At 57.4% G+C, this 24,338-nt stretch carries 23 protein-coding genes; 11 read left to right on the top strand and 12 right to left on the bottom strand.

Going from position 1 to position 24,338, the window contains the following annotated elements:
- Positions 1 to 8 precede the first annotated feature (8 nt).
- Genes ACYAC5_RS09755 through ACYAC5_RS09740 form a run of 4 tightly spaced genes read right to left on the bottom strand, consistent with a single transcriptional unit; the run spans position 9 to position 4,488 of the window.
- Positions 9 to 995 carry an ABC transporter permease gene (locus tag ACYAC5_RS09755; protein ID WP_277974868.1) on the bottom strand — a complete coding sequence of 329 codons (987 nt, stop codon included), beginning with the start codon at positions 993 to 995 and terminating at the stop codon, positions 9 to 11.
- Positions 988 to 2,001 (bottom strand): ABC transporter permease, encoded by a 1,014-nt coding sequence (locus ACYAC5_RS09750; RefSeq protein WP_312463808.1) that lies wholly within the window; start codon positions 1,999 to 2,001, stop codon positions 988 to 990. The genes ACYAC5_RS09755 and ACYAC5_RS09750 overlap by 8 nt, the downstream gene beginning before the upstream one ends.
- Positions 1,998 to 3,521, bottom strand: a complete 1,524-nt coding sequence (locus ACYAC5_RS09745) for a sugar ABC transporter ATP-binding protein (protein WP_462062917.1) — start codon at positions 3,519 to 3,521, stop codon at positions 1,998 to 2,000. The genes ACYAC5_RS09750 and ACYAC5_RS09745 overlap by 4 nt, the downstream gene beginning before the upstream one ends.
- Positions 3,511 to 4,488 carry a sugar ABC transporter substrate-binding protein gene (locus ACYAC5_RS09740; protein WP_101764408.1) on the bottom strand — a complete coding sequence of 326 codons (978 nt, stop codon included), beginning with the start codon at positions 4,486 to 4,488 and terminating at the stop codon, positions 3,511 to 3,513. Before ACYAC5_RS09740 ends, ACYAC5_RS09745 begins: the two co-directional genes overlap by 11 nt.
- Positions 4,489 to 4,782: 294 nt before the next feature.
- On the opposite strand from ACYAC5_RS09740, the gene ACYAC5_RS09735 reads away from it, so the two are divergent.
- Both ACYAC5_RS09735 and ACYAC5_RS09730 read left to right on the top strand, forming a co-directional pair.
- The gene (locus ACYAC5_RS09735) at positions 4,783 to 5,547 is read left to right on the top strand and encodes a hypothetical protein (RefSeq protein WP_462062915.1); all 765 of its coding nucleotides are present in this window, start codon (positions 4,783 to 4,785) and stop codon (positions 5,545 to 5,547) included.
- A 141-nt stretch (positions 5,548 to 5,688) separates the two neighbouring features.
- Complete coding sequence (locus tag ACYAC5_RS09730; RefSeq protein WP_101764410.1) at positions 5,689 to 6,429, top strand: nitroreductase family protein; 741 nt, start codon at positions 5,689 to 5,691, stop codon at positions 6,427 to 6,429.
- Between the two features lie 37 nt (positions 6,430 to 6,466).
- Here the strand turns inward: ACYAC5_RS09730 and rluF are convergent, their stop codons facing one another.
- Positions 6,467 to 7,348, bottom strand: coding sequence for a 23S rRNA pseudouridine(2604) synthase RluF (gene rluF, locus ACYAC5_RS09725; RefSeq protein WP_137385783.1), 882 nt, complete (start codon positions 7,346 to 7,348; stop codon positions 6,467 to 6,469).
- 179 nt (positions 7,349 to 7,527) lie between these two features.
- Between rluF and ACYAC5_RS09720 the strand changes: the two genes are divergently transcribed.
- A complete protein-coding gene (locus ACYAC5_RS09720) occupies positions 7,528 to 8,265 on the top strand; it encodes an HPP family protein (RefSeq protein WP_462062914.1) in 738 nt (245 codons plus the stop codon).
- Here the strand turns inward: ACYAC5_RS09720 and ACYAC5_RS09715 are convergent.
- The 6 genes from ACYAC5_RS09715 to ACYAC5_RS09690 form a co-directional block, all read right to left on the bottom strand.
- The gene (locus ACYAC5_RS09715) at positions 8,235 to 9,176 is read right to left on the bottom strand and encodes a metallophosphoesterase (protein ID WP_462062912.1); all 942 of its coding nucleotides are present in this window, start codon (positions 9,174 to 9,176) and stop codon (positions 8,235 to 8,237) included. The genes ACYAC5_RS09720 and ACYAC5_RS09715 overlap by 31 nt on opposite strands.
- A 12-nt stretch (positions 9,177 to 9,188) precedes the next feature.
- Positions 9,189 to 10,007 (bottom strand): carbohydrate ABC transporter permease, encoded by an 819-nt coding sequence (locus tag ACYAC5_RS09710; protein WP_462062910.1) that lies wholly within the window; start codon positions 10,005 to 10,007, stop codon positions 9,189 to 9,191.
- Positions 10,004 to 10,918 carry a carbohydrate ABC transporter permease gene (locus ACYAC5_RS09705; RefSeq protein ID WP_312463802.1) on the bottom strand — a complete coding sequence of 305 codons (915 nt, stop codon included), beginning with the start codon at positions 10,916 to 10,918 and terminating at the stop codon, positions 10,004 to 10,006. Before ACYAC5_RS09705 ends, ACYAC5_RS09710 begins: the two co-directional genes overlap by 4 nt.
- Positions 10,918 to 12,192: an ABC transporter substrate-binding protein gene (locus tag ACYAC5_RS09700; protein ID WP_312463801.1), complete on the bottom strand. Its 1,275-nt coding sequence runs from the start codon at positions 12,190 to 12,192 to the stop codon at positions 10,918 to 10,920. The genes ACYAC5_RS09705 and ACYAC5_RS09700 overlap by 1 nt, the downstream gene beginning before the upstream one ends.
- Positions 12,193 to 12,219: 27 nt before the next feature.
- Positions 12,220 to 13,320 (bottom strand): ABC transporter ATP-binding protein, encoded by a 1,101-nt coding sequence (locus ACYAC5_RS09695; RefSeq protein ID WP_312463800.1) that lies wholly within the window; start codon positions 13,318 to 13,320, stop codon positions 12,220 to 12,222.
- Between the two features lie 119 nt (positions 13,321 to 13,439).
- Positions 13,440 to 14,102 (bottom strand): GntR family transcriptional regulator, encoded by a 663-nt coding sequence (locus tag ACYAC5_RS09690; protein ID WP_462062907.1) that lies wholly within the window; start codon positions 14,100 to 14,102, stop codon positions 13,440 to 13,442.
- Positions 14,103 to 14,270: 168 nt separating this feature from the next.
- On the opposite strand from ACYAC5_RS09690, the gene ACYAC5_RS09685 reads away from it, so the two are divergent.
- From ACYAC5_RS09685 to ACYAC5_RS09655, 7 genes are read left to right on the top strand one after another with little or no spacing between them, the layout of a single operon-like run.
- Complete coding sequence (locus ACYAC5_RS09685; protein ID WP_312463798.1) at positions 14,271 to 15,761, top strand: ABC transporter substrate-binding protein; 1,491 nt, start codon at positions 14,271 to 14,273, stop codon at positions 15,759 to 15,761.
- The gene (locus ACYAC5_RS09680; protein ID WP_312463797.1) at positions 15,758 to 16,618 is read left to right on the top strand and encodes an ABC transporter permease; all 861 of its coding nucleotides are present in this window, start codon (positions 15,758 to 15,760) and stop codon (positions 16,616 to 16,618) included. Before ACYAC5_RS09685 ends, ACYAC5_RS09680 begins: the two co-directional genes overlap by 4 nt.
- A 1-nt stretch (position 16,619) precedes the next feature.
- Positions 16,620 to 17,534: an ABC transporter permease gene (locus ACYAC5_RS09675; protein WP_110866134.1), complete on the top strand. Its 915-nt coding sequence runs from the start codon at positions 16,620 to 16,622 to the stop codon at positions 17,532 to 17,534.
- Complete coding sequence (locus tag ACYAC5_RS09670) at positions 17,531 to 18,934, top strand: M20 family metallopeptidase (RefSeq protein ID WP_192233829.1); 1,404 nt, start codon at positions 17,531 to 17,533, stop codon at positions 18,932 to 18,934. Before ACYAC5_RS09675 ends, ACYAC5_RS09670 begins: the two co-directional genes overlap by 4 nt.
- Complete coding sequence (locus ACYAC5_RS09665) at positions 18,934 to 19,932, top strand: 1-aminocyclopropane-1-carboxylate deaminase/D-cysteine desulfhydrase (RefSeq protein ID WP_101764422.1); 999 nt, start codon at positions 18,934 to 18,936, stop codon at positions 19,930 to 19,932. The genes ACYAC5_RS09670 and ACYAC5_RS09665 overlap by 1 nt, the downstream gene beginning before the upstream one ends.
- Complete coding sequence (locus tag ACYAC5_RS09660; protein WP_462062906.1) at positions 19,932 to 20,915, top strand: ornithine cyclodeaminase; 984 nt, start codon at positions 19,932 to 19,934, stop codon at positions 20,913 to 20,915. Before ACYAC5_RS09665 ends, ACYAC5_RS09660 begins: the two co-directional genes overlap by 1 nt.
- Positions 20,905 to 21,723, top strand: coding sequence for a sulfurtransferase (locus ACYAC5_RS09655; RefSeq protein ID WP_312464839.1), 819 nt, complete (start codon positions 20,905 to 20,907; stop codon positions 21,721 to 21,723). The genes ACYAC5_RS09660 and ACYAC5_RS09655 overlap by 11 nt, the downstream gene beginning before the upstream one ends.
- Here the strand turns inward: ACYAC5_RS09655 and ACYAC5_RS09650 are convergent.
- The gene (locus tag ACYAC5_RS09650) at positions 21,709 to 23,316 is read right to left on the bottom strand and encodes a dipeptide ABC transporter ATP-binding protein (protein WP_462062905.1); all 1,608 of its coding nucleotides are present in this window, start codon (positions 23,314 to 23,316) and stop codon (positions 21,709 to 21,711) included. The two genes, ACYAC5_RS09655 and ACYAC5_RS09650, sit on opposite strands and share 15 nt — an antisense overlap.
- Before the next feature lie 246 nt (positions 23,317 to 23,562).
- On the opposite strand from ACYAC5_RS09650, the gene ACYAC5_RS09645 reads away from it, so the two are divergent.
- Positions 23,563 to 24,336 carry a type IV toxin-antitoxin system AbiEi family antitoxin domain-containing protein gene (locus ACYAC5_RS09645; RefSeq protein ID WP_312464837.1) on the top strand — a complete coding sequence of 258 codons (774 nt, stop codon included), beginning with the start codon at positions 23,563 to 23,565 and terminating at the stop codon, positions 24,334 to 24,336.
- Positions 24,337 to 24,338: the final 2 nt, after the last annotated feature.

Genomic DNA, 24,338 nt, shown 5'->3' with positions numbered 1-24,338 from the left:
GACCTCTCTCAGCTGTGACGACGCGCGCGCAGAGCCCCGACGGCCAGCACAATGAAAATTAATCCGCCGGTGGCGACCTGTTGCCAGTAAAAATTCCAGCCGACCAGCAGCAAGCCGTTGGCGATAAAGCTCAGCAGCACCACGCCAAGCAGCGTGCCTAACACATTGGGCCGACGTGATGGCGCGAAGGTGGCGCCAATAAAACTGGCACCAATCGCATTCAGCAGATAGGCATTGCCCGACAGCGGCACCCAGGCTTTGACGTTGGCCGCCAGAATCAAACCGACGATACCGGCAATCAACGCTGCGAGAATAAACGCCAGCGCAGTGAGTCGTTTCACTGGCACGCCCGAATGCTGCGCAACGCTGTACTGCTCGCCCATCACCCGCAATGAACGGCCGGTGGCGCTGCGATGCAGCAACTGATAGAGCGCCAGCGCTACCAGCAACAATAGCCACAACGGCAGCGGAATGCCGAGCAGCGCGCCGTGACCTATCGCCGAAAACCCATCGGGCAGTTTCTGGCTCAGCAGATAAACCGGTTGTCCGCCATTTGACGACAGCTGCTGCACGCTTTGTCCGATAAACAGCGTGCCAAGCGTGGCGAGAAACGGCTCCACGCCCAACTGTGTCACCAAAAAGGCGTTAAACACGCCAACCAGCAGCGCGGCAATTAATGCCGCGAACAGCGCCACTGGCAAACTGACCTGATGCAGCACCAGTGTCACCAAAACCAGACAGGCAATATCGATCGCCGTGCCCACCGAGAGATCAATCGCGCCAATGCGTGTCACCAACGTCATCGCCAGGGCGACGATCGCCAGCGGCGCGACGTTATTGAGCAACACACTGCGAATATTGGAGACAGTGGCAAAAGCGGGCGCCGCGACAATAAAGAACACGAGCAGCGCTACAAAGGTCAGCACGATGATGGCGCGCAGCCAGCCGGTCTGGCGCGGGCGTGGCGCGACAGGTGATAACAAAGAGTCAGACACCTTGCGTTCTCCTTGACTGGCGACGACGTAACAGCGCGGTTAACGCCACCACTAACAGGATCAACACGCCTTCGACGCCGTTTATCCAGTAACTTGAGACATTGATCAGCTGAAAGCCGTTGGCAATCAGGCTGAGAAATAGCGCGCTAATCAGTGCGCCGCCAAGTGTCGGCACCAGACGACGGGAAAACACCACGCCCAATAGCGCCGCCGCGATCACCATCAACAGATTGTCGTTGGCGCCAGGCGAACTGCCGCTTAGTAGCGACACCGACGCAATTGCCGCGATAGCCGCGCTGACGCCACACAACACGTAGCTCAAACCCTGATAGCGTTTAACGCCGATGCCCGCCGCATTCGCCGCCTGCGGATGGCTGCCCACCGCCTGCAAGCGCAGGCCAAAGGACGTCAGGCGGCTCAAGGCGATCACGCCAAACGCCAGCAGCAGAAACGACCAGCCCAGCCACGACACCGCTAGCGGACCGTTGCCTAACAACAGATTTTGCAGATCGCTGCTGGCTGACACCGAGGCGTTGCTGGTCAGCACCATTTCCAGGCCGATAGCGATATTCATGCTGGTGAGCGTTGCCAGCAGCGGCAAAATCCCCAGCCAGACAATCGCCAGCGCGTTAAACAAACCCACAGCCGCACCGGTTAACAGCGTCAGCAGCAAGGCAATCGCGATGGGCTGACCGGCGTTGAGCTGGCTGGCAAACACCGCCGCACTTAGGCCAAGGTTGGCGGCAATCGACAGATCAATGCCGCCGGTAATACCCTGCAAGCCGCCGCCGCTTAAAACCAGCGTTAAGCCAAGCGCCAGCGTGCCAACCACCGCGGTCTGCTGCAGCACGTTGCCAAGATTCATCACCGTAAGAAAAATCGGCGACAGCCAGGCAAAGACGGCTAAAACCAGCACAATAATCAGCAGCGAAACGTGTTGCAGCCACTGCTGACCGCGCACGCTGCGTGGCGCTGCAACCGGTGCAGATTGGGTAATATCACTCATGAAGCTCGCTCCGTTAACGCGCCGGTGCCCGAAGCCCAGGAGAGAATTTCCTGATGGCTGGTGTGCTGTGCCTCCAGCGTGGCGACATGTTCGCCGCGCGCCAGCACCATAATGCGATCGGCCAGCGTTTGCAGTTCGAGTAAATCGGTGGAGAACACCAGAATCAGGGCGCCATCATCAGCCAACTGCTGCAATGTGTGATAAATCGCCGCCTTAGCCGCAATATCAACGCCCACCGTGGGCTCATCCAGCAAATACAGGCGCGCACCGGTGTTTAACCATTTGGCCAGCACCGCTTTCTGTTGGTTGCCGCCCGAAAGCTGACGCAGCGCCGCCAGCTGCCCCGGCGTGCGAATATCCAGTTGCTGAATGTTCTTCGCCACCAGTTCGCTCTCCGCCTGACGCGAAACGCCACCCCAGCGCAGCAAGCGCTGCACCGTGGTTAAGGTGACATTGTCACGCAGTGACAGATCCAGCGCGACGCCGTTGGCGCGGCGATCCTCCGGTACAAAGGCGATACCGCGTTTCACTGCGGCATGCGGTGAAGCCGGCACGCCGCTCACTTCGCCCAGCGTAACCTTGCCGCTGACGCCGTTTTCCAGCCCGAACAGCGCGCGAATCAGCGCTTTACCGCCGGAACCTAACAAGCCGGTGATGCCGATGATTTCGCCTTGTCGGCCGGTGAACGACACACTGTGAAAACTGCCGGGCGCGCTGAGCGCAGTAACCTGCAGTACTTGCGCACCGGCGCGGCGCGACTGACGCGGTGCCAGTCCATGACGCGCGTCGCCTACCATCGCCGCGATCAGTGCCGCCGGTGATAGTTGATCTGCGTCGAACTGCGCCACGTCTTTGCCATCACGTAGCACCGTGACGCGTTGGCACAGCTCCTGAATTTCATCGAGATAGTGCGAAACATAAAGCAGCGCGATGCCCTGCTGGCGCATGCGTTCAATTACCCGGAACAGCGCATGCACTTCATGGCGCGCCAGCGCGGCGGTCGGTTCATCCAGCACCACCACGCGCGGCGCGTTTTGCAGCACGCGACAGATTTGCACCAGTTGCTGCTCCGCCACGCTCAGCGTGGCGATCAACGCATCAGGATCGAGTTGCAAACCAAAGTGCTGCTGCAGCTGCTGCTCTGCCTGCTGGCGCATACGACGTCGCAGGATAAACGGCGTACCGGCTAAGCGCGGTTCGTTGCCGAGCCACAGCGCTTCTGCCACCGTCAGCGAGCCAGGCAACAATCGCTCCTGATGCACGATGGCGATGCCCTGGCGTTGCGCCTGCGCGGGCGTAGCGAGCGTAAGCGGCTGGCCATCCAGCTCGATGCTGCCGCGATCGGCGGCGTGGATACCGCCTAACACTTTGATCAGCGTCGATTTGCCCGCACCGTTATGGCCAATCAAGCCGTGAACTTCACCGGCATGCACGCTGAGCGACACCGATTGCAGCGCAGGCACGCCATCAAAAGCTTTGCTGATGGCGTGTAGTTGCAGTAGTGGCGCGTTATTTGCCATCCGTTTGACCCAGGGTTTTCTGCGCTTCGGCAGCGTTCTCTTTGGTCACCAGAATCGACGGCACATAGGTTGCGGGTGGCAGCGAACGATCGCCAGCGAGGTATTTCGCCACGTTCTGCACCGCAGTTTGGCCAATCACATACGGCTGCTGCGCCACCACCGCTGCCGCGCTGGATTTGGGATCTTTAACCAGTGACACCACATCCGGGCTGCCATCCACCGCGTACGTTTTGATTTCGTTGCGTCCGGCAGCGTCTACCGCCTGCGTGGCGCCGATTTGCGGCACATCCCACGCCGCCCAAATCGCCTGCACTGAACCTTTCGGATATTTATTCAGTAATTGACTGATTTGCGCATACGCATCCTGCACGGTATTCGGGATGACATCGCGCAATTCAGGTTGGATAATTTTAATTTTCGGATACCACTTCAGCACGGCTTTTAACTGGTCGTAGCGCATTGCGACTACCGGCACGCCATAGAAACCGTTAAATACCAAAATATTGCCTTCGCCGCGCAGGTCATTTACCAGTTTTAACGCTAACTGTTCGCCAATATAAAAATTATCCGATGTGGTGACGTTAATACTGGATGGGCTGGCGGTATCAACGGTAAATAAAGGAATGCCCGCTTCGCGGATTTTTTTCAGCCAGGGTTCCAGCACCGACGCTGTGCCGAGGGTTTCAATGATGGCATCCGGTTTTTGCGCAATAAGCGTCTGAATCTGCGCAATTTGCTGCGACTCTTTACGCCCGCCATCCAGCGCAATCGGCGTTCCGCCAAGGCGCTTCACCTCATCGATTTGTCCCTGATAAGCTTTCAAATCCCAGTAGTGATCGGTACCCGCGACGGTGATGCCAATGCGTTTACCCGCCAGCGACGGAATCGGTTGATCCTCGGCGTGCGCCATTCCTGATAATAGTGATAGAGAAGCCAATAACAGACCTGCCAGGCGGTGCTTTTTCATTCTTAATATCCCTGGAAACTATAAAATAATGTTGTGTGACGCCTGTTATCTGGCGTGTGAAATAAAAATTATCACAGCCATTTTTTATCCATAATGCTATTTTCTCCTTAGGCTAGCTGGCGATTGGTAATAGCCAATCCGCACTAGTTCGGTGCGTTTTTTCCCGCTGCGCTTTGTCGGTTTTTTATGCACAGTTACGTAAAGATACTGGTAATCCATACAGATAAGGTTCAGGATGGTCACTCATCCTGGATTAGCACCCACGGCCATTCACCCTCTATCTGAGGGCTCGTAATGAACTTTTATTCAACTGAAACCGTTTGCGCCATTACCGGTGCCAACCGCGCCAATTTACGTCGCTGGTTGCGCGGTGGATTAATTTCTGAGAATCACGTCAATAAGGATTGGAGCCGACATCAGGTTGATGAAGTGCTCGCCATGATGGCATTGACCTCGGGTGGCGCCACGCTGTGGCAAATCTATCAAGGTCGACACTGCGGGCTCGATTACTCTTCGTCTGGTTGGGTGGCACGCCGCGGCGATCTGTTACGGCAGCTGGAGTTAGGCTCTGATCGAGAACTAGCGCGTACTGTGCGCAATCTGGCGGGCGATTACAGCAGCGACGATTTCGTCAATGTGCTGATGAAACCGCTCAACCGCTGGCTGCGTGATGATACGCGTCGCGGCGCATCACGCAGGTTAACGCGCTTTCATGAAGCGATCGTTCATCACAGCGACTGTGTAAAACGCGCTTCAGCCCGTCAGCAGCAGATGCCACTGTTACTGGAAGTGGTCAGCACCGGCGATGAAACGGAAGTGTGGCTGGAAGCCATTCGCCTTACCGGACAAGGGTTCTGCGTCGAGGTGGATCAAACCTCACAACCGATGCGGTACAGTTCAGAAAGCCGCCACGATCATCACCTGCTGTGGTGCGGAGCCGGGATCAGCCATGAACGCATGACCCAGTTCCAACGCGGATTACGTTCCGGTAAACCGGTGATGCTGAGCGGACCCGATCGCAGCGTTCATCCGGCTGTCGCTGAAGCCAGAGTCGCTTAGCCGGTGCTTTATGCACCGGTCTCATCGCTTATCCCATTCCGCACTTTGCTTATTCAAAAGAAGTAGTTAGCCACGGCAACAACGGTTAAGTCACATCACTCACTCTTCTGCTACGCTCTCGCCTCCCAATCAGGAGGATCCATGAGTTCATTAATCGATATTTTCACCAGTCATAAAAGCGATCGCAGTTTTACCGACCTTCCCGTTGCGGATGCGGTGCTGGATCGCATCATTTCGGCCGCCTATCGCGCGCCAACCTCGGTGAACTCGCAGCAGGTCTCTTTGGTGGTGACGCGCGATGCTGAAAGACGCGCACAAATCTCCCAGATTGCTGGCGGTCAGCCGTGGATTGCCAAAGCCCCGGTGTTTATTACCCTGGTGCTGGATATGCATAAATCGCGTCTGGCGATGAACGCTATCGACCGCGAGCAGATCGCGCAGCAGAGCATCGAAAGCATTGTGTCGGGCTCAACCGATGTGGGTATTGCGTTGGGTTCTATCATGGCGGCAGCGCGTGCAGAAGGTTTGGGCATTGTGCCGATTGGCGGTATTCGTCGCGATGCGCAGGCGTTAATCCGCTTACTGGATTTGCCGGAATATACTTTCCCAGTGGCGGGCGTGGTGATTGGCCATGTCGATCAGCCTGCGCATCAGAAGCCGCGTCTGCCGCTGGCCACCTTCCGCCATGAAGAGCGCTATCAACGTGATGGACTGGAGCAACACATCGCTGCCTACAATCAGGAGATGGTGCAGCACTGGAAAAATACCGGACGTGAGGATGGCGAGAGCTGGAGTGAAAGCGTTAGCGGTTATTATCACAAGATTTACTTCCCGCACGTGCTGGACGCGCTGAAGAAGCAAGGGTTTGGCAACGACAAGTGACGGTTTTTCCCCGCGCGCTGTGCGCGGGGAAAGAGAATTAACGCCCTTTCTTCTTACGACCCGGCTGGGCGAAACGCTGGCGATTAGCCGGTTTTGCCCCCGCTTTTTCACCCGGTTTAGCGCCAACCGCCGCGGGCTTTTTCGCCGCGCTGGCGGGTTTCTTTTTCGCCTGCGTCTTCTGCGTTTTTTGATCTTCGGATGATGAGTCTTCAATCAGTTTGAACAGATCGATCAGCTCGTCATCGGTCAAATCGCGCCACTCGCCGAGCGGAATCCCTTTCAGGCTGACGTTCATGATGCGCGTACGTTCAAGCTTGGTCACTTCAAAGCCGAAGTGCTTGGTCATTCGACGAATCTGACGATTCAGCCCCTGAACCAGAATAATGCGGAAGACAAAGGTCGACTCTTTTTTAACTTTGCACTTTTTGGTGACGGTGCCGAGCATCGGTACGCCCGCGCCCATTCCGGCAATAAATTCATCGGTGATCGGTTTATCAACGGTGACCACATACTCTTTTTCGTGGTTATTACCGGCACGCAGGATTTTATTCACCAGATCGCCGTGGTTGGTGAGGAAAATCAGTCCCTGCGAATCTTTATCCAGGCGACCAATCGGGAACACGCGCTTGCTGTGATTAACGAAATCACCAATGTTGTCACGCTCACCCTCTTCCATGGTGGTGATGATGCCCACCGGTTTGTTCAGCGCAATCAGCACTAAATCTTCTTCGTCACGCGGCTCAATCAGCTGCCCGTTCACTTTGACTTCATCCCCTGCAAACACCTGCGCACCGACGGCAGCGCGTTTACCGTTAATGAACACGTTGCCTTGCTCGATGTAACGATCGGCATCGCGGCGTGAGCAGATTCCGCTCTCGCTGATGTATTTGTTCAGGCGTGTGGATGAGTTAGGCAGCATGGTTCCTCCGAAAAAAAACGGACTATACAGCAACCTTAGGCGTTGGTTAAGCCTCGCGACAATCATCAGCATTTCTCTTACCACGATATAACAGCACACTAACAATGTGGTTGTTGTCAGCGGATCGATCAGCGACAATTCGCACCCATCGTTTTTTCTTATGACAGAGTGATTCCGTAATGACAAATCAGCCATCGGTGACGTGGATAACCTCCGTGCGCACCTTTCTGGCCCGCCTTTGGCCTCATCCGTTACCGGGAGGCAGAAAGCAGATGGTCATCGCCAGCATTGGCGCGGGATTGGGTTTAATGATGACCAGCCTGACCAGCCACTGGCTGCTGGGTGGAGTGAATCTGTGGTTTGTCGCGCCGATGGGCGCTTCAGCGGTATTGCTGTTTGGTCTGCCGAACAGCCCGCTGGCGCAGCCGTGGTCAATTGTCGGCGGCAATCTGGTGGCGGGCGTTGTTGGCGTCACCACCGCGCTGTGGGTTTCCCATCCCGCGCTGGCGTGCGGCATCGCGGCCTGTGTGACGATTGCGTTGATGTTTCAACTGCGCTGTTTGCATCCACCGAGCGGCGCGGTGGCGCTGACCGCAATTTTGGGCGGTAACGGCGTTCAGCAACTGGGTTACCACTTTATTCTGACGCCGGTGCTGTTGAACTCGGTTTGCCTCGCGCTGCTGGCGTTGCTGTTTAACAATCTCGCCGGACGCCGTTACCCGCATCCGCTGGCGGCAACGGAAACCAAAGCGCCGCCTGTGGTGATCAACGTAGCGATTACGCGTGAAGATCTGCATCTGGCGCTGGAGAGCGGTGAAGTGCTGGATATCGATGAGGATGATTTGCAGCAGTTGCTGCAACGCGCCGAAGAGATTGCGACTCTTCGTCAGCGCGGGCAGATGCCGGCATCATCATGAGTGGTCGCCATAAATGGCGACTCGACACCATATTCTTTCACGATGACTTCATCGCCCTCAATTTCAACCACCGCAAACGGCACCTCTTCTGCCCCATCCAGCATCCCTTTGAGCGTATAGAAGCCTGTTTGACCGATGCGCGCAAAGCCGCCGCGATGATCGTGCCCAGAGAAACAGCATTGTATGTTGTAACTAGAAAGCAGCTCTGCCAGCGCGCTGCCGTTGAGTAAGTTGTGGCTGTTATGCGGCGCCAGCGGATAATGCCCAAACACCACCACTTTCTCCCCTTGCTGCTGGGCTTGCTGCAACTGCTGCTCAATCCACGCCATTTGCTGCGTTCCTACCGCACCGTTCCAGGGTTTCGCCTGCGGCTGCTGGCGCGCGGTCAGGTCCACCAGCATCGCCTCCGCCTGCTTGCGATCGTCACCGTTCTGCGTGTTGCAATAGAGGCTGATGTCGTTGCCGTCATAAACAATAAAACGCCAGCCCTGCAGCCCAAAGGCGTAATAGCTTTTGGGTAGCGCAGCGGCTTCGTTGAGATGCTGCGCGATGGTCTGCGCATCGTGATTACCCAGCACCACCGCATGTGGATGTTCGAGGCGATCGTAAATCGGCAATATCGCCGCGTAGCTGTTCCAGTCGCGATCGACTAAATCCCCCAGCGTAACGACAAAATCCAGCGGCTGCTGATTCAACACCGCAATCGCCTGCGGCAGCTTATGCAGCGCGTGACGATAGTAGAGATTTTTCGCCATATCGGCGTCGATGTCGGCATATTGCGGATCGGCAATCAAACCAAAACGCAGCGTGCTGCTCAGCGGCGCGGAACGCACATCGGGCAAGGCATAGAGCTCGGCGACATCGCCCAGCAGTTCACGCTGCAGTTCAGTCAGCGGATGCGGATAAGACACGAAAAGCACTCCTTAGCGAATACCAGCACGCATAAACGATTGAATAAACTGACGCTGGAAGATCAGGAACAGCACCAACAGCGGCAACGTCGTCATTAACGTAGCAGCGCCAATCAACGCCCATTGCACGCCCTGCTCCGGCGCCGAGAACAGTTGCAGGCCCACGGTGAGCGGCCGCACGTTGACCGAATCGGTGATCACCAGCGGCCACAGGAAATCATTCCAGTGGAAACTGATCGACACCAGCGCAAACGCCACATAGATTGGCTTCGCCAGCGGGATGTAAATCTTGCGCAGAATGTAAAAGCGGCTGGCACCTTCCACAATCGCCGCCTCTTCCAATACCAGCGGAATACTTTTAAAGGTCTGGCGCAGCAGAAAGATGGCGAAGGCCGAGGAGAAATACGGCAGCGCGATGCCGGTCAGCGTATCGCGGAAACCCAGCGCGCCGATGGTTTTGTAGTTATTCAGAATCAGCACGTCGGGGCTGATCATCAGCTGCAGCAGGATCAGCGCGAAGATCGCGCCGGAGAATTTCAGGCGGAAGCGCACTAACGCGTAAGCGGCCATGGTCGCCAGAATCAGCTGCACCACCACAATCATCAGCACCAGCAAGCTGGTATTGAGGAAGTAGCGACCAAAGGGCGCGGCGTGCCAGGCATTAACGAAGTTCTGTAAGGTCAGCGGCGAAAAAAGCGAAAAGCCCGCCTGATCGGATGCCGGATGAATCGCCACCCAGATCGCCACCAGAACCGGTAAAAACCACAGCAACGCGGCAAGCCCAATGCCCATATTCAGACACAGGCGACCAAACGTGATTGTCGGCTTCATTGGTAATGGGCTCGCTTGTCCAGCAGGTTGAATTTAAGCAGCGCAATCGCGGCGAGGATCACCAGCAGTACCACCGTCATTGCCGCTGCGGCGGGCATATCCCAGAAGCTGAAGGCAGTGCGATAGATGTAGAACAGCAGCAGGCTACTGCTGTTATTCGGCCCGCCGTTGGTCATCGCGATTACCTGATCGACGATGCGAAACGCATTCATCGAGGCATTGATCAGCACAAACAGTGTGGTAGGCATCAGCAGCGGCCACTGCACGCGGCGGAAGAAATAGCGGCGTGACGCCCCTTCTATCTGCGCGGCTTCGCTGAGGCGCGGATCGATCTGCTGCAAAGCGGCGAGATAAAAGATCATAAAGAAGCCCGCTTCGCGCCATACCGAAACCGCCATCAAACAGTACAAGGCACTACCCGGTTCGCCGAGCCAGTTCATCGCCGGCAGCGAAAACAGCGCCAGCAGCTTATTCAGCAAACCCAACTGCGGCGTGTAGAAAAACAGCCACAGATTGGCGATGGCGATCATTGGCAGCAGCGAAGGAATAAAGAACGCAGTGCGCACCAGCGCATTGGCACGCATGTGACGATTGACCGCCAGCGCCATCAGCAGCGCCAGCGTTACCGCCAGCGGAATGGTGATCAACGCATACAGCAGGTTATTCCACAGCGACTGAATGAAGATGTCGTCATCCAGCAGCGCAAGATAGTTATCTAGCCCAACAAAATGGGCTGGACGACCGTTACGTGCTGCGCTGAACAGGCTTTCCCATACTGTCGCAACCGCCGGATAGTGCGTAAACAGCAGTAAAAAACTCAGTGCCGGTAAAATCAGCAGGTAGCCATACAGCTGCATCGACCATAACCGGGGACGACGAACCGGCGCGGCGGTGAGAATCGTGCTCGTCATTATTGATAAGACTTCAGCAGACGATCGGCTTGCTTCTGCGCGCCTTCCAGCGCTTCGGCTGGCGTTTTCGCCTGCGTCACCGCCGCTTCTACCGCGTGATTGAGCGCATCCTGAATCTGCACGCTGTTGTAAGTCGAGAGTTCTGGCTGCGCATACTTCAGCTGTTCACGCGCCACCAATGCCTGAGGAACCTCTTTAACGTAATCCTTCATCACCGTGGTATCCCATGCCGCCGGAGAGATCGCTACATAACCGGTGGCGATGCTCCAGCGCGCCGCCTGCTCGGGTGAGGTTACCCAACGGATAAACTCCATCGCCGCTTTCTGCTGTTCTGGCGAGGCATTTTTAAAGACATACAGGTTGCCGCCGCCGGTTGGGCTGCCGCGCTGGGTTTTCTCCGGCAGCATCGCCACACCGAACGGGAATTTCGCGTTATCACGCACGTTGGTCAGGTTGCCGGTGGTGGTCACCATCATGGCAGTTTTGCCGCTGATGAAGTCCTGCGGCGTGGTGCCCCACGCAATGGCACCCTTTGGCGACACGTCCTCTTTCTGGCCGAGATCGGTCAACCACTGCAGCGTTTCCACGTTGCCCGGCGTATTGAAGTGCACCGCTGTGCCTTTGCCGTTATCCAGGCGACCGCCGTTGGTGGCGGACAAGCCCTGGAAGTTCCAGTAGCCGTTTGGTGTGGACGGAATCTCGATGCCCCATTGGCTGACGCCGTTGGCATCTTTGATCGTGAGTTTCTTACTGAACTCGACCAGCTGCTGCCAGTTGGCCGGTGGCGTATCGGCATTCAAACCGGCTTTCTCAAACGCCCGTTTGTTCCAGTACATCACCACGGTTGAACGCTGGAACGGTACGCCCCACACTTTGCCGTCAATGTGACGCAGAAACGCCGGGTAGAAACCGTCGATCCATTTTTTGCCTTCCTCGCCCTGCGCTAAATCGCTGGCCGCCACAATCGCACCGGCATCAATCAGTGAATACGCTTCGATATCACCGATTACCGCCAGCTGCGGCGCGTTGCCACCACGAAAGGCGGTCAGCGCTTTGGTCACGGTGGTGGCGTAGTCACCGGTATACACCGGCTGAATGCTCACGTCCGGATGCACTTTCTGGAAATCCGCCACCAGCGAATCAACGGTGTGGCTCACTTTGCCACCCACCGCAATCGGGTAATACATTTGCAGCTTGACCGGTTCAGCCGCAAAAGCTGAGGTGGTGACGGCGAGGACTAATGCAGAAAGACGTGAATAACGAATCGCAGACATGATTTTCCCTTGGGCAAATGACAACGGTTAAACAGCGTATTTTTTCTGTGAAGCAAACATCTGTTGTTCTGCTGGCACGCAGCGCTTACCGCTCTCGCGATGAAACAGATATTGCCGCGCGGCGGACCACTGCAATCCCACTTCACTGCCATCGGTGAAGCGCTGCATGCCCGGCACTTTGATGGTCAGCGGTTCGCTGATGCCAGCAAGCAGGCACACCAGCAAGGTATCAGCGCCCATATATTCAGAACTGATCACCCGCGCGGTCAGCGCCGCCTGTTCTGCGGCTATCAGCTGGATATCTTCGGCACGCAATCCAAGGCTCAGCGGCGCGTCGCGGTATTCCACTACCGGCGCGGTGAGATGCAGCAGATAGTGATGCGCGCCATTGCGCTGCAGCGGCAGGATATTCATCGGCGGTGCGCCAATGAACTGTGCGGCAAACACGCTAGCGGGATTGTTGTAGAGATCGTCTGGCGTGCCGTGCTGTTCGATGTGGCCATCGTTGAGCAGGATAATGCTGTCGGCCATGCTCATCGCTTCAGTCTGATCGTGCGTGACGTACAGCATGGTCAAACCGAGTTTTTTCTGCAGCGCGCGGATTTCACGGCGCATGCTTTGCCGCAGCCTGGCGTCGAGGTTCGACAGCGGCTCATCCATTAAACACAGCGTGTTATTGGCGATCACCGCACGGCCCAGCGCCACGCGCTGCTGTTGTCCGCCGGAGAGCTGCGACGGCAAACGATCCAGCAGCTTATCCAGCTCCATCAGCTTGCTGACGTTATCAAGGCGTGCAGCAAAAGACTGTTTCTCCTCACCGCGCGCTTTCAAACCAAACAGCAGGTTTTCACGCACGTTAAGGTGGGGAAACAGCGCATAGGACTGAAACACCATCGATAGCTTGCGCTGCGACGGCGGCAGATGGGTGATGTCGGCGTGTTTAAAGTGGATCGCCCCGCGATCGGCTGTTTCCAGCCCGGCGATGGTGCGCAGCAGCGTCGATTTACCGCAGCCCGAAGGACCGAGCAGCGCGACAAACGCGCCTTCTGCCGCGTCGAAGCTGATGTCGTCCAGGGCGGTTTTCTCGCCCCAGGCTTTAGTGATGTGGTGAAGCGAAAGGTGGCTCATGCATCCGCAATCCAGAAATCAGAATGGCGGTAAGCTAGCGGAAGGAAATGAAGGTTTTATGTCATTGCGGTGACCGCGCGGTTAATCAGATGCGCAATGAATTGCGCTCTTATGACTTTCTACTGATTAAAATAGTGCTGATGCAAAATCGCAGCACCATCATCAATCGCTTTCATCAATATCTTTTCACTGGTGACCGCATCGCCGGCCTGTAACGCTTCCAGCAGGTGATCATAGTTATGATGCCCATTCACCACCTCGGCCGGCTGCGGATAGAGATAGTTAAAGCACGGACCGATCTGCACCCAAAGCTGTTCGATCAGTGCCTCTAGCGTTGGCATTTGCGCATAGCCATAGAGCGTAAAACGGAACGCGCGATTGGCTTCTAACGCCGACTCGGCATCACCGCTTTGTTTGGCTTGCATAAAGCGCGTGCAGAGTTTTTTCAGCTCGGAAATCTGTTTTTTTCCCAAAAATGGCGTCGCCGCCCTCACCGCTAATCCTTCAAGCTGCTTACGAATTAGCGTAATCTCATCAAAGCGCTGGCGTGTCATTTCCGGCACCAGAAACGCCGCAGCTGGCGTGGCATCCAGCGCTCCGGCAGAAACCAGTCGCAATAATGCTTCGCGTACCGGCGTGATGCTGGTGCCAAGCTGCGCCGCCAGATCGCGCGTTACCAGCCGTGCACCAGGTTTTAACTTGCCAACAATCAGCGCGCTGCGCAGTGACGATTCCACCTGCGCGGTCAAACTCATGCGCTGCGCTTTATCCATTTCGATCATACGTTGAGGGCCTTCTACTGAAATTCGCAAATGGTAAGTTATTTTTAATGTTTTATTGCCAACTTGCCAGATTATAGGATATATCATGTATTACAAATAAGCACAGTCTTGATTCTGGCAGTATCCACTCTTTTCACTACCTTGCCGTTGGCAATTTTGGGAAACGTTATGAGATTACCTGCAGTGAAGTTTGCCACCACCGCGTTGCTATTTGCTCTGATGCCAGCCGTACAGGCAGCGGAACTGACCATTGGCCAACCCACGTCTGCCACGGCGATGGATCCCGGCTTTCTCAAAGAATCTGCCACCTTAGTTGACAACCTCTTCGATACCTTAGTGCGCCGCGCCGATGACATGTCATTACAGCCGGGCTTAGCCACTGAGTGGAAAGCGATTAACGACACCACCTGGCAATTTACCCTGCGCCAGGGCGTGAAATTTACCGATGGCGAGCCGGTGAACGCCGAAGCGGTGAAGTTCTCCATCGATCGTATTTTAGACCCCGCCAATCACGCACCGACGATTTCCTATATCCGCACCATCAAATCAGTGGACGTGATCAACGACTATCAGGTGCAGATCCACACCAACGGCCCGGATCCTCTGCTGCCCACGCGCATGAGCCGCTACCCGGCTTACATTGTGCCGCCAGCGTACGTGAAGAAAGTCGGCGCCAGCGAGTTCGCACGCAAACCGGTAGGCAGCGGCGCTTACAAGCTGGATAGCTTTATCCCGGATGAAAAAGTGGTGATGGTCGCCAATGAAACTTACTGGCGCGGCAAACCGGCGATTGATCGCGTTACCTGGCGTCCGATTCCCGAAGCCACCGCACGCCTCACCGCGCTGCTGACCGGCGAAGTGCAGCTGATTGAAAGCGTGCCTGCTGATTTAGTGCCCGCGCTGAAAAATCGCCCCAATGTCGAACTGGAACAGGTGAAAGGCGGCGGACTGACGATTTATCTCGGCCTTAAAGATGATGAGAAACCGCTGAGTGATGTGCGCGTCCGTCAGGCGCTTTCGCTGGCGTTAAACCGTCAGGCTTATACCCAACAGCTGCTGCACGGCTTTGGCACGCCAACCGGTACCATGGCCGGAGCCAATGACTTTGGTTATCTGGCGGTTCCAGCCACCGCGCAGGATGTGGCGAAAGCCAAATCGCTGCTGGCGGAAGCCGGTTACGCAAACGGCTTTACCCTGCGCTTCCAGGCGCCGCGCCGCTATATTGCCAGCGCCGATGTAGCCCAAGCCATCGTGCAGGATTTAGCCGCCATTGGCGTGAAAGCCGAGCTGGAGGTACCGGAATGGTCGGTTTACACCCAGCAGGTCGCGTCCCAGAAACAGGCTCCGATGTATATGCTGGCGTGGGGATCCACGCAGACGCTGGATGCCGATGCCGCGCTGTTCCCGATTCTGCGCAGCGGCGAGCCCTATTCCACCGTGCATGATGCAGAGCTGGATAAGCTGCTCGATCAAAGCCGCCAGATTGTCGATCCCGTTGCGCGCAAAAAAGTGTTAGAGCAGATTCAGCAACGCGTCGCGGAACAACAGCCGCTGCTGCCGCTGTACCGTGAAGATACCTTGTATGCGCACAGCACGTCGCTCAACTTCAAAGGCCGCGTCGATGCTCGCATCCCGCTGTTTGATCTGAGGCTGAAATGATTTCACCGGGCACCGTGCTGCAGCGCCGTCCGCGCCGCCTGATTTACGGCGATGCGGTGATCGGCAGCCTTTTGCTGATCGTGGTGATTGCCGCGTCGCTGCTCTCTCCGTGGCTGCCGTTGCCCGATGCCTTAAGTAACAATCTCAATGAGATGTTCCTGCCGCCGGGTTCGCCCGGTGCGCAAGCCACGCATTGGCTCGGCACCGATCAACTGGGCCGCGATCTGCTGGCGCGCATTCTCTCCGGGACGCGCTTGTCGCTACTGGTGGTGTTGGTCGCGGCGGCGATTGGCGCGGTGATTGGCGTCGCGCTCGGTATGATCGCCGGTTACGCCGGCGGTTGGGTTGATGCGCTGATCATGCGACTGATCGACATCCAGCTGGCGGTACCCTTTATTCTGTTGATTCTGCTGGTGATTGCGCTGATGGGCGCGTCACTGACCAACATCATTGTGATTATGGGCTGCACCAGCTGGGCGATTTATGCCCGTGTGGCGCGCGCCAAAACCTTAGAGATTCGGGAACTGGAATATATTCAGGCGGTGCGCGCCATGGGCTTTTCGCCGCTGCGCATACTGCTACGGCATATCCTGCCCAATCTGCTGACGCCGCTGGTGGTGTTGCTAACGCTGGATATCCCACGCCTGATCGTGCTCGAAGCCTCAGTGGGTTTTCTCGGTATGGGCATTCAGCCACCCACGCCAACGCTGGGCAACCTGATTGGCGAAGGTCGCTCTTACATGCTGCTGTCGCAATGGCTGGTGCTCTATCCCGGTTTGGTGATTGCAGCGCTGGTGATTGGCTGCAACCTGCTCGGCGATGCGCTGCTACGTCGCACGCATACAAGGCTGGATTAAGATGCTGAACATTCTGCTCAATCGCCTTGGCCAATCGGTATTAGTGCTGCTCGGCGTGTCGCTGCTGATTTTCTTTAGCCTGCACATGACGGGCGATCCGGCGGCACTGATGATGCCGCCCGGCTCCAGCCAGCAGGAGATCGATACTTTTCGTCATAGCATGGGCTTTGATCGTCCGCTGCTGTGGCAATACAGCCACTATCTTGGCGGCGTACTGCACGGGGATTTTGGTGAATCGCTGCGCTACAGCCAGCCGGTATTAGCGTTGATTGCCGAACGTCTGCCGGCGACGGCGCTGCTGGCGGTGAGTGCGCTGGCATGGAGTTCGCTGCTCGGTCTGCTGCTCGGCATTATCAGCGCCCTGCGGCCGCACAGCCTGTGGGATTTGTTATGCCGTCTGCTGGCCTTCTCCGGCCAGGCGATTCCGGTGTTCTGGCTCGGGCTGCTGCTGATTCTGCTGTTCAGCCTGAAGTTACAGTGGCTGCCCTCCAGCGGTTACGGCACTTTCGCCGCGCTGGTAATGCCGGCGCTCAGTCTGGGTGCGTTTTACATGAGCGCCGTGGCACGCCTGACGCGCGCCAGCCTGCTGGATGTGCTGCAACAGGATTATATCCGCACCGCGCGCGCCAAAGGGCTCAGCGCCTGGCGCATCGTGGTACGCCACGGTTTGCGTAACGCACTGATACCGGTGATCACCGTACAGGGCATGTATTTCGCCTCGCTGCTCGGCGGCGCACTGGTGACTGAGATTATTTTTGCCTGGCCCGGCATTGGTCGTCTGGCGATTCAGGCGATTCAAAACCGCGATTTCCCGCTGGTGCAGGCGATTGTGTTGCTCGCCGCCGTGGTGTTTGTAGCGATCAATTTGTTGATCGACCTGCTCTATCTGGTGCTGAACCCGAGGATTCGTTTATGAGTCGCCTTGACGCCACGCTTGAACTGCTGAGTGAACTGACGCGCTGGCCAAGCGTGGCCGGTCAGTTATCCTCGCAGCGCGGGTTGGCTGCCTGGCTGGAACAGTGGATGGTGGCGCAGCTGAATGCCGCGATCGTCTATCCGGTGGCGTCTCAAACCGATGATGTCCCGCCGCTGGTCCATGTACGCATCGATAACGGCAGCAGCAAAACCGTGGTGCTGTACAACATGTATGACGTAATGCCTGCGGATGATGCCGGCTGGGATGTGCCGCCGTTTGTCGGTGGCGTGTGTCACTGGGACGATCTCGGCGCGGTATTTGTCGGACGCGGTGCAGAGAACAATAAAGGCCCGGTCGCCGCCCTGCTGATTCTGCTACGCGAACTGCAGCAGAGCCAGCAGCTCGATTTTAATATCGAAATCCTGCTTGAAGGTGAAGAGGAAGTGGGCAGCGGCGCGCTGCGGCGTTATCTGGCGCAACAGCCTTGCCCGATTGCTCCCGCTGAAGCGGTGCTGTTTCCGTCACTGTGTGAATACGGTGGCGGCGCACCGCGCGTCTATCTCGGCTTTACCGGACTGGCCAGCGGACGCCTCAGCGTCACCGGCGGCGCATGGGGCGGACCGTCCTCCGCGATTCATGCCAGCAATGCCGGTTGGATCGCCAATCCGGCGTGGCGCTTAGTACAGGCATTAGATGCCATCGCGCCAGCAGAACACAGCGGCGTATTGGCGTGTCACGCCACGGACGATGAGGCGAATCAATTATTGGCGACCTTAGCCGCCGAATTCAGCATCGATGACGAACTGCAGTTCCGTCGCAGTCAGCGCCTGATGATCGCAGGCGACACGCTGAGCTGCCTGCAAACGCTGCTCGGCAGCGCGGTTTTAACGCTGGCGGAATTGCACAGCGATCCGCCGGGCGGACGCGGCGTCATCCCGTTCCGTGCCAGCGCGGAACTGGCGTTTCGCATCCCGCCGGGTTTCGATCAGGACGCGATGATTGCCGACGTGCAGCAGCGGCTGGCACAAGCCGATTTAGCCGGCAGCGAGCTGCACCTGTTTGATCGTTATCCCGGCGTGCGCTTTAGCCGCAGCGCCAGCGGCGTCGATGCCCTAATCGCCAGCTATCAAACGCTGGGCGCGGCACCGCAAATCTGGCCGTGGGCGCCGGGCTGTGCGCCCGCCTACGCTTTCGCGGCCGTCGCGCCCGCTTTCCTGATTGGCGGATTAGGCCACGGCGGCAACGCGCACGCCGTCAATGAGTTTGTCACGCTGGCGGGACTCGAACGCTTCCAGCAATCCATGAGCTTATGGCTCAACGCATTCAATGATTCGGCCATTGGCCGGGTCGCGCCTCACCAGGGAAACACCGCAGTACACAAAAATAAAGGTAGTAAATAATGAAATCAGTAGAAGAGTTTGAACGCGTTCCGCTCGGCTTCTTCCCCACTCCTCACGAGCCGCTGCCGCGGCTCAGTGAGGCACTTGGGATTACGCTGACGATCAAACGTGATGACTACAGTGGCTTCGGCGGCGGCGGCAACAAAGTCCGCAAGCTGGAGTATCTGATGGCGGAGGCCTGCAAAACAGGCGTGAATGTGGTGATCACCACCGGCGGGCATCAGTCGAACCACGCCCGCATGGTGGCTGCCGCCGCACGCAAGTTTGGTATGCGTCCGGTGCTGGTGTTGCGAGGCAATCCGCCCGCAAGCTGGCAGGGGAATCTGCTGCTGGATAAGCTGTTCGGGGCCGAGGTGCAGTTCCTCGATCCCGACGGCTATTTCAGCCAGATTGAAGGTGCGATGCAGGCGCACGCGGATGCGGCTCTCGCGCAAGGTGAAACCCCCATGATTATTCCGCTGGGTGGCGCAACGCCACTCGGCGCATTGGGTTATGTACGCGCAGTGGAAGAGATAGCAGCGCAGCTGGCACCCAGCCAGACGCCCGCACCCGATTTCATCGTCGCGCCCACCGGTTCCGGCGGCACGCTGGCGGGATTGCATGTGGGTACGCGTCGCTATTGGCCCAATACCCGGGTGATTGGCGTGAGCGTCAGCGCCAAAGCCGACTGGTTCCAGCCACGCATTGCCGGCATGGCGCAGGATTGTGCCGATCTGCTGCAATGGCCGCAGCAGTGGCAGCCGGAGGATATCTGGATTGAGGATGGTTATGTCGGTCAGGCGTACGGCGTGCCATCGGACGGCGGCATCGCTGCCATCTATCAACTCGCCCAACTGGAAGGCGTGCTGCTGGATCCGGTTTACACCGGTAAAGCGATGCACGGCCTGTTCTCGCTGGTCGAACAGGGGCGCATTCCGCAGGGATCGCGCGTCACCTTCGTGCATTGTGGCGGTTCTCCGGCGCTTTATCCCTTCGCCGATCGCCTGCTGGAGGCGTAATGGAAGCCTTATTGCGTGTACTGGATGAAGCCACCGTCGCGCAATTAGGCGGCGGGGATGTCGCTTTGGCGCTGGAAGACGTCAAAGCGGTGATTCAGCTGATGCGTCTTGGCGAAGCGCAGATGCCCGCCGAAAATCACATCGATCTCGGTACGCCGCTCGGTAAAGCGTATGCCTTACCGGCGCGCGTCGGCGGTAGCTACAATGCCGCAGGCGTGAAGTGGACGGCACATCGTCCACAGCGACCGGATGCGTTGCCCGCCGCCCTAGCCTTGACCCTGATTAACGATGCGCAGAGCGGCATTCCGCGCGGCTTGCTGGCCAGCGGGGCACTCACCGCGGCGCGCACTGCGGCGGTGAGCGCACTGGCGTTACAGCTGGCCGCACCGCGTCCGGTAAAACGCGTGCTGCTGCTCGGCGCCGGTTTACATGCTCAGGCGCATCTACGCATGCTGCAGCAGCTGTTTCCGCAGCTGGAACAGATTGGCGTGTGGAATCGCTCCCCTTTTAAACTCAGTGCGTTGCGCGAAGTGCAGATCGAAACCGATCTGCCGCTCGCTCTGGCGCAGCCTTATGACGCCGTGCTGACCTGTACCAGCGCCGACCAGCCGATTGTCGACGCCGCAGCGGTACGTCCCGGCAGGATCATTTTGCAGGTCGGTTGTCACGAAGTAAGTTTTGCCGCCATCAAAGCCAGCAGCAAGGTGGTGGTGGATGCGTGGGGCGATTTTGCCCAGCGCAGCGCCAAAAGCCTGTTCCAGATGTTCCGCGCCGGGGAGTTTGCTGAGCAGGATGTGGCGGCCGATCTCGCCGCGCTACTGCTGGATCACTGGCGTCCACAGCCCGATGACAGCGTCTATTTCTCCTCATTTGGCCTCAACGTGTTTGATATCGCCCTCGCCGCCCGCGTGTTGCAGGCCGCCGAGCACGACGAGCTCGGTTCGTTGCAGTCGCTGTTTTCAGGAGTCCTGCATGATCATTGATGTGCTTTCACTGCATCAGCGCCAGGCGCACGGCGAAGCGTTTCTGCTGATCGATGTCCGCGAATTTGCCGACTGGCAACGCGCCACCTTGCCTGGCGCGCAGCATTGTAACGTCTACGACTATTTTATTGAGGATTGCAGCGAGACAGGTTTAGCGGTGATGGCAGCCGAAGCCACCACCGCGCTGCAGCCGATGTTTACCGCGTATCCCAACGCCACGCCGGTGTTTTTTGAGCAGCAGGTTGGCATGCGTTCACCGCGCGGCGCCTGGTTCGCATGGCTGCTCAAGCGTGATGATGCGCTGATTCTGGATGGCGGCGTCGATGCGTGGATTGCGGCAGGCTATGAACTCACGCCGGGATTGGGATTAAGCCGTACCGTGGCGCATCCACCTGCAGCCAACGCACCCGCGTGGAATCGCGAGCTGGTGTGCAGCCGTGAACAGGTACTAGCAGCGGATGGCATGGCGGTGATCAACGTGGATGCCCGTCGCCCCAGCGAGTTTGACGGCAGCTTTGCGCATGCCTGCTGCCAGCGCGCGGGACGGATTCCACATTCTCAGCTGCTGTTCTGGGAAGATGTCATCGCCAACGGCCATTTCTTATCAGCGCAGCAGATTGCCGCACGCGCCGCGGCGGCAGGACTGAGTAAAAACGCGAAGTTGCAGGTTTATTGCCATCGTGGTGCCCGCGCCGCCACGGTGTTGGCGGCGTTGAAACTGGCGGGCTATCCCCATGTTTCGGTGTACGTCGGTTCTTGGCACGAATGGGCTGAACATCACGAACTGCCGCTGTTACACGGCAGTTGATCGCAGCGCCAGCGCCTGCTGCACGTCGGGCGCAGCGGCGAGCAGCTGGCGGGTGTAATTGTCCTGTGGATGGTTAATCACGCTGGCGGTTGCGCCGGACTCCACAATCCTGCCGTGATACATCACCACCACGCGGTCGCACAACTGACGCACCGCGCCGAGATCGTGGCTGATAAACAGCACCGATAATCCCAGCTTGTGGCGCAGCGTATTAAACAGCGCCAGAATCTGCCCGCGCACCGATAAATCCAGCGCCGCTACCGCTTCATCCGCCACCAGCAGCTTCGGCTCCATCGCCAGCGCGCGTGCAATGGCAATACGCTGACGCTGGCCGCCCGAGAACGCGCCCGGCAGACGGGTGGCATGTTCGGCCTTCAATCCCACCAACGCCAGCAGCTCTTTGACCCGCGCATCCACCGCCGCGCCTTTGCGCAGTTGCCAGACGCGCAGCGGTTCGGCGATCTGCTCACCAACCGGGATTTTCGGATTCAGGCTGGCATAAGGATCCTGGAAAATAATCTGCGTGTGGCGACGTAAGCTATGCAGCTGACGGCCCTGCAAATGCTGCCCCTGAAAATGCACTTCGCCGCCATCCGCCATAATCAGACCAATCGCCGCACTGCCCAATGTGGTTTTACCGGAGCCGGATTCGCCAATCAGTCCGACAATTTCGCCCTGCGCAATCGACAGATTCGCCGGATGCAACACGGTTTGCCGTTTGGCCGGCCACAGCGGCATGCGGCGCGGCAGCGGATAGCTTTTACTGATGTCGCGCAGCACCAGCAGCGGCGGCTGGGCAACCGGCGCAGTCGCCTCGGGGATTTGCGCTGCCGAAGCAGCAATCAATTTGCGCGTGTAAGGATGCGTTGGCGCGCCGAGCGTACTCAGCACCGCACCCTGTTCAACCAGTTGCCCTTGCTGCATCACGCAGACGCGGTCGGCGTAGCGCGCTACCACCGAGAGATCGTGGGTGATCAACAAGATCCCCATGCCCATCTCCTGCTGCAGTTCCTGCAACAGCGCCAGAATTTGCGCCTGGATAGTCACGTCCAGCGCGGTGGTCGGCTCATCGGCAATCAATAACTCCGGCTGACCGCTGATGGCGCTGGCGATCATCACCCGTTGCCGCATGCCACCCGACAGCTGATGAATATACTGCCGCGCGCGCTGCGCTGGATTGACGATGCCGACGCGATCCAGCAGCGCTATCGCTTCCTGCTGCGCCTGTTTCCAGCCAAACTGACGATGCCGCACCAGCACTTCGGCAATCTGTTCACCAATACGCAGCGTGGGATTCATGCTGGTCATCGGCTCCTGAAACACCGTGGCGATGCGGCAACCACGCAATTGCTGGGTTGTGCGCGCATCCAGCGGCTCGCCATTGAACACCACGCGGCCGCCACTCTGCTGCACGCCCGCCGGCAACAAACTCATCAGCGCCAGCGAGGTCAAGGTTTTGCCAGATCCCGATTCGCCAACTAACGCCAGGATTTCCTTGCGATCGAGATGAAAAGAGATGTTATCCACCAGCAAGCGCTGATCGTGAGTGTGCAGCGAGAGATTTTCAACCGAGAGCAAGCGCGCGTTAGTCATCAGGCAGGGATTCTCAACAAGGAAAAATACAGGATATATCCTGAACATAGCACGAACAAGACCGTTAAGTTATGGCACTGCGCGTGGCGGCATAAGGCTGTACGCCAGGTTTAAAATACGCCGTATTAACGGCGATGATCGCCGTTGAATCGTAAAATGATAAACTTTTTTGTATCATTGGTTTATATTATTTCATATCGACGGCAATAATCGCCGCCAGTTACATGATTCGCAAACGGGTGGCTTATGCTGAATGCTGAAAGTAGAAAGCGGCTGAGAAGCTTGATTCCTGCTGGCTTAATCGCGACGAAAACATGGCTGCAGGAGAACGATTTAAACCCGCACTTCATTGATAATGCAGTGAAGAGCGGCACGTTGATATCGCTTAAACCCGGTGTTTATATGCGTGAACCTGCACCTCTACTATGGAAAGGCGTGGTGACTTCGTTGCAAAGAATGCAGGAACATCCGGTTCATGTCGGCGGATTAACCGCTCTGGAGTTAGACGGTTTGGCGCACTATCAGTCGCGTGGCAAGTTAGCCAGTGTTCAGCTCTACTCGGCGGCGCCGATGCCGACCTGGTTAAACAAACTCGACATCAATACGCATTTTGATTACCACAGTACACGTAAAATCTGGCCAGAATCACTCATGCATGAGAAGAAATTCCTCCGCGAAGAGGTGTGGCATGACTCTTTGCCAGCCTTGCACTATTCCGGACCCGAAAAAGCCATGCTGGAAGTGTTAAACGACGTACCCAAAACGATCAGCTTTGAACATGCCGATCAACTTATGCAAGGACTCTCAACGCTGTCACCGCGTAAAATAGACGCACTTTTGCGAGCCTGCTCCAGTATTAAAGCAAAGCGATTATTTATGTGGCTGGCGGAAAGACATAATCATGCTTGGCTTAAACACCTGCATCCGGAGGCATATGATTTTGGCAGCGGAAAACGTGAACTTGCCAAAGCTGGCCGACTTGATAATAAGTGGAACATTACAGTGCCAAAGGAGATGTGATC

The sequence above is a fragment of the Pantoea sp. y20 genome (assembly GCF_054903455.1).
The sequence above is the reverse complement of the archived record's forward strand: the minus strand, read 5'-3'. Positions and strand labels throughout refer to the sequence as shown.

What these genes read in the sequence shown, in the direction of transcription:
- ACYAC5_RS09705 (WP_312463802.1), bottom strand. Translation starts at nt 10,918, where the DNA reads ATGACGAGCACGATTCTCACCGCCGCGCCGGTTCGTCGTCCCCGGTTA.
- ACYAC5_RS09665 (WP_101764422.1), top strand. Translation starts at nt 18,934, where the DNA reads ATGAAATCAGTAGAAGAGTTTGAACGCGTTCCGCTCGGCTTCTTCCCC.
- ACYAC5_RS09745 (WP_462062917.1), bottom strand. Translation starts at nt 3,521, where the DNA reads ATGGCAAATAACGCGCCACTACTGCAACTACACGCCATCAGCAAAGCT.
- ACYAC5_RS09660 (WP_462062906.1), top strand. Translation starts at nt 19,932, where the DNA reads ATGGAAGCCTTATTGCGTGTACTGGATGAAGCCACCGTCGCGCAATTA.
- rluF (WP_137385783.1), bottom strand. Translation starts at nt 7,348, where the DNA reads ATGCTGCCTAACTCATCCACACGCCTGAACAAATACATCAGCGAGAGC.
- ACYAC5_RS09695 (WP_312463800.1), bottom strand. Translation starts at nt 13,320, where the DNA reads ATGAGCCACCTTTCGCTTCACCACATCACTAAAGCCTGGGGCGAGAAA.
- ACYAC5_RS09735 (WP_462062915.1), top strand. Translation starts at nt 4,783, where the DNA reads ATGAACTTTTATTCAACTGAAACCGTTTGCGCCATTACCGGTGCCAAC.
- ACYAC5_RS09650 (WP_462062905.1), bottom strand. Translation starts at nt 23,316, where the DNA reads ATGACTAACGCGCGCTTGCTCTCGGTTGAAAATCTCTCGCTGCACACT.
- ACYAC5_RS09655 (WP_312464839.1), top strand. Translation starts at nt 20,905, where the DNA reads ATGATCATTGATGTGCTTTCACTGCATCAGCGCCAGGCGCACGGCGAA.
- ACYAC5_RS09720 (WP_462062914.1), top strand. Translation starts at nt 7,528, where the DNA reads ATGACAAATCAGCCATCGGTGACGTGGATAACCTCCGTGCGCACCTTT.
- ACYAC5_RS09685 (WP_312463798.1), top strand. Translation starts at nt 14,271, where the DNA reads ATGAGATTACCTGCAGTGAAGTTTGCCACCACCGCGTTGCTATTTGCT.
- ACYAC5_RS09645 (WP_312464837.1), top strand. Translation starts at nt 23,563, where the DNA reads ATGCTGAATGCTGAAAGTAGAAAGCGGCTGAGAAGCTTGATTCCTGCT.
- ACYAC5_RS09675 (WP_110866134.1), top strand. Translation starts at nt 16,620, where the DNA reads ATGCTGAACATTCTGCTCAATCGCCTTGGCCAATCGGTATTAGTGCTG.
- ACYAC5_RS09730 (WP_101764410.1), top strand. Translation starts at nt 5,689, where the DNA reads ATGAGTTCATTAATCGATATTTTCACCAGTCATAAAAGCGATCGCAGT.
- ACYAC5_RS09700 (WP_312463801.1), bottom strand. Translation starts at nt 12,192, where the DNA reads ATGTCTGCGATTCGTTATTCACGTCTTTCTGCATTAGTCCTCGCCGTC.
- ACYAC5_RS09690 (WP_462062907.1), bottom strand. Translation starts at nt 14,102, where the DNA reads ATGATCGAAATGGATAAAGCGCAGCGCATGAGTTTGACCGCGCAGGTG.
- ACYAC5_RS09710 (WP_462062910.1), bottom strand. Translation starts at nt 10,007, where the DNA reads ATGAAGCCGACAATCACGTTTGGTCGCCTGTGTCTGAATATGGGCATT.
- ACYAC5_RS09670 (WP_192233829.1), top strand. Translation starts at nt 17,531, where the DNA reads ATGAGTCGCCTTGACGCCACGCTTGAACTGCTGAGTGAACTGACGCGC.
- ACYAC5_RS09680 (WP_312463797.1), top strand. Translation starts at nt 15,758, where the DNA reads ATGATTTCACCGGGCACCGTGCTGCAGCGCCGTCCGCGCCGCCTGATT.
- ACYAC5_RS09750 (WP_312463808.1), bottom strand. Translation starts at nt 2,001, where the DNA reads ATGAGTGATATTACCCAATCTGCACCGGTTGCAGCGCCACGCAGCGTG.
- ACYAC5_RS09740 (WP_101764408.1), bottom strand. Translation starts at nt 4,488, where the DNA reads ATGAAAAAGCACCGCCTGGCAGGTCTGTTATTGGCTTCTCTATCACTA.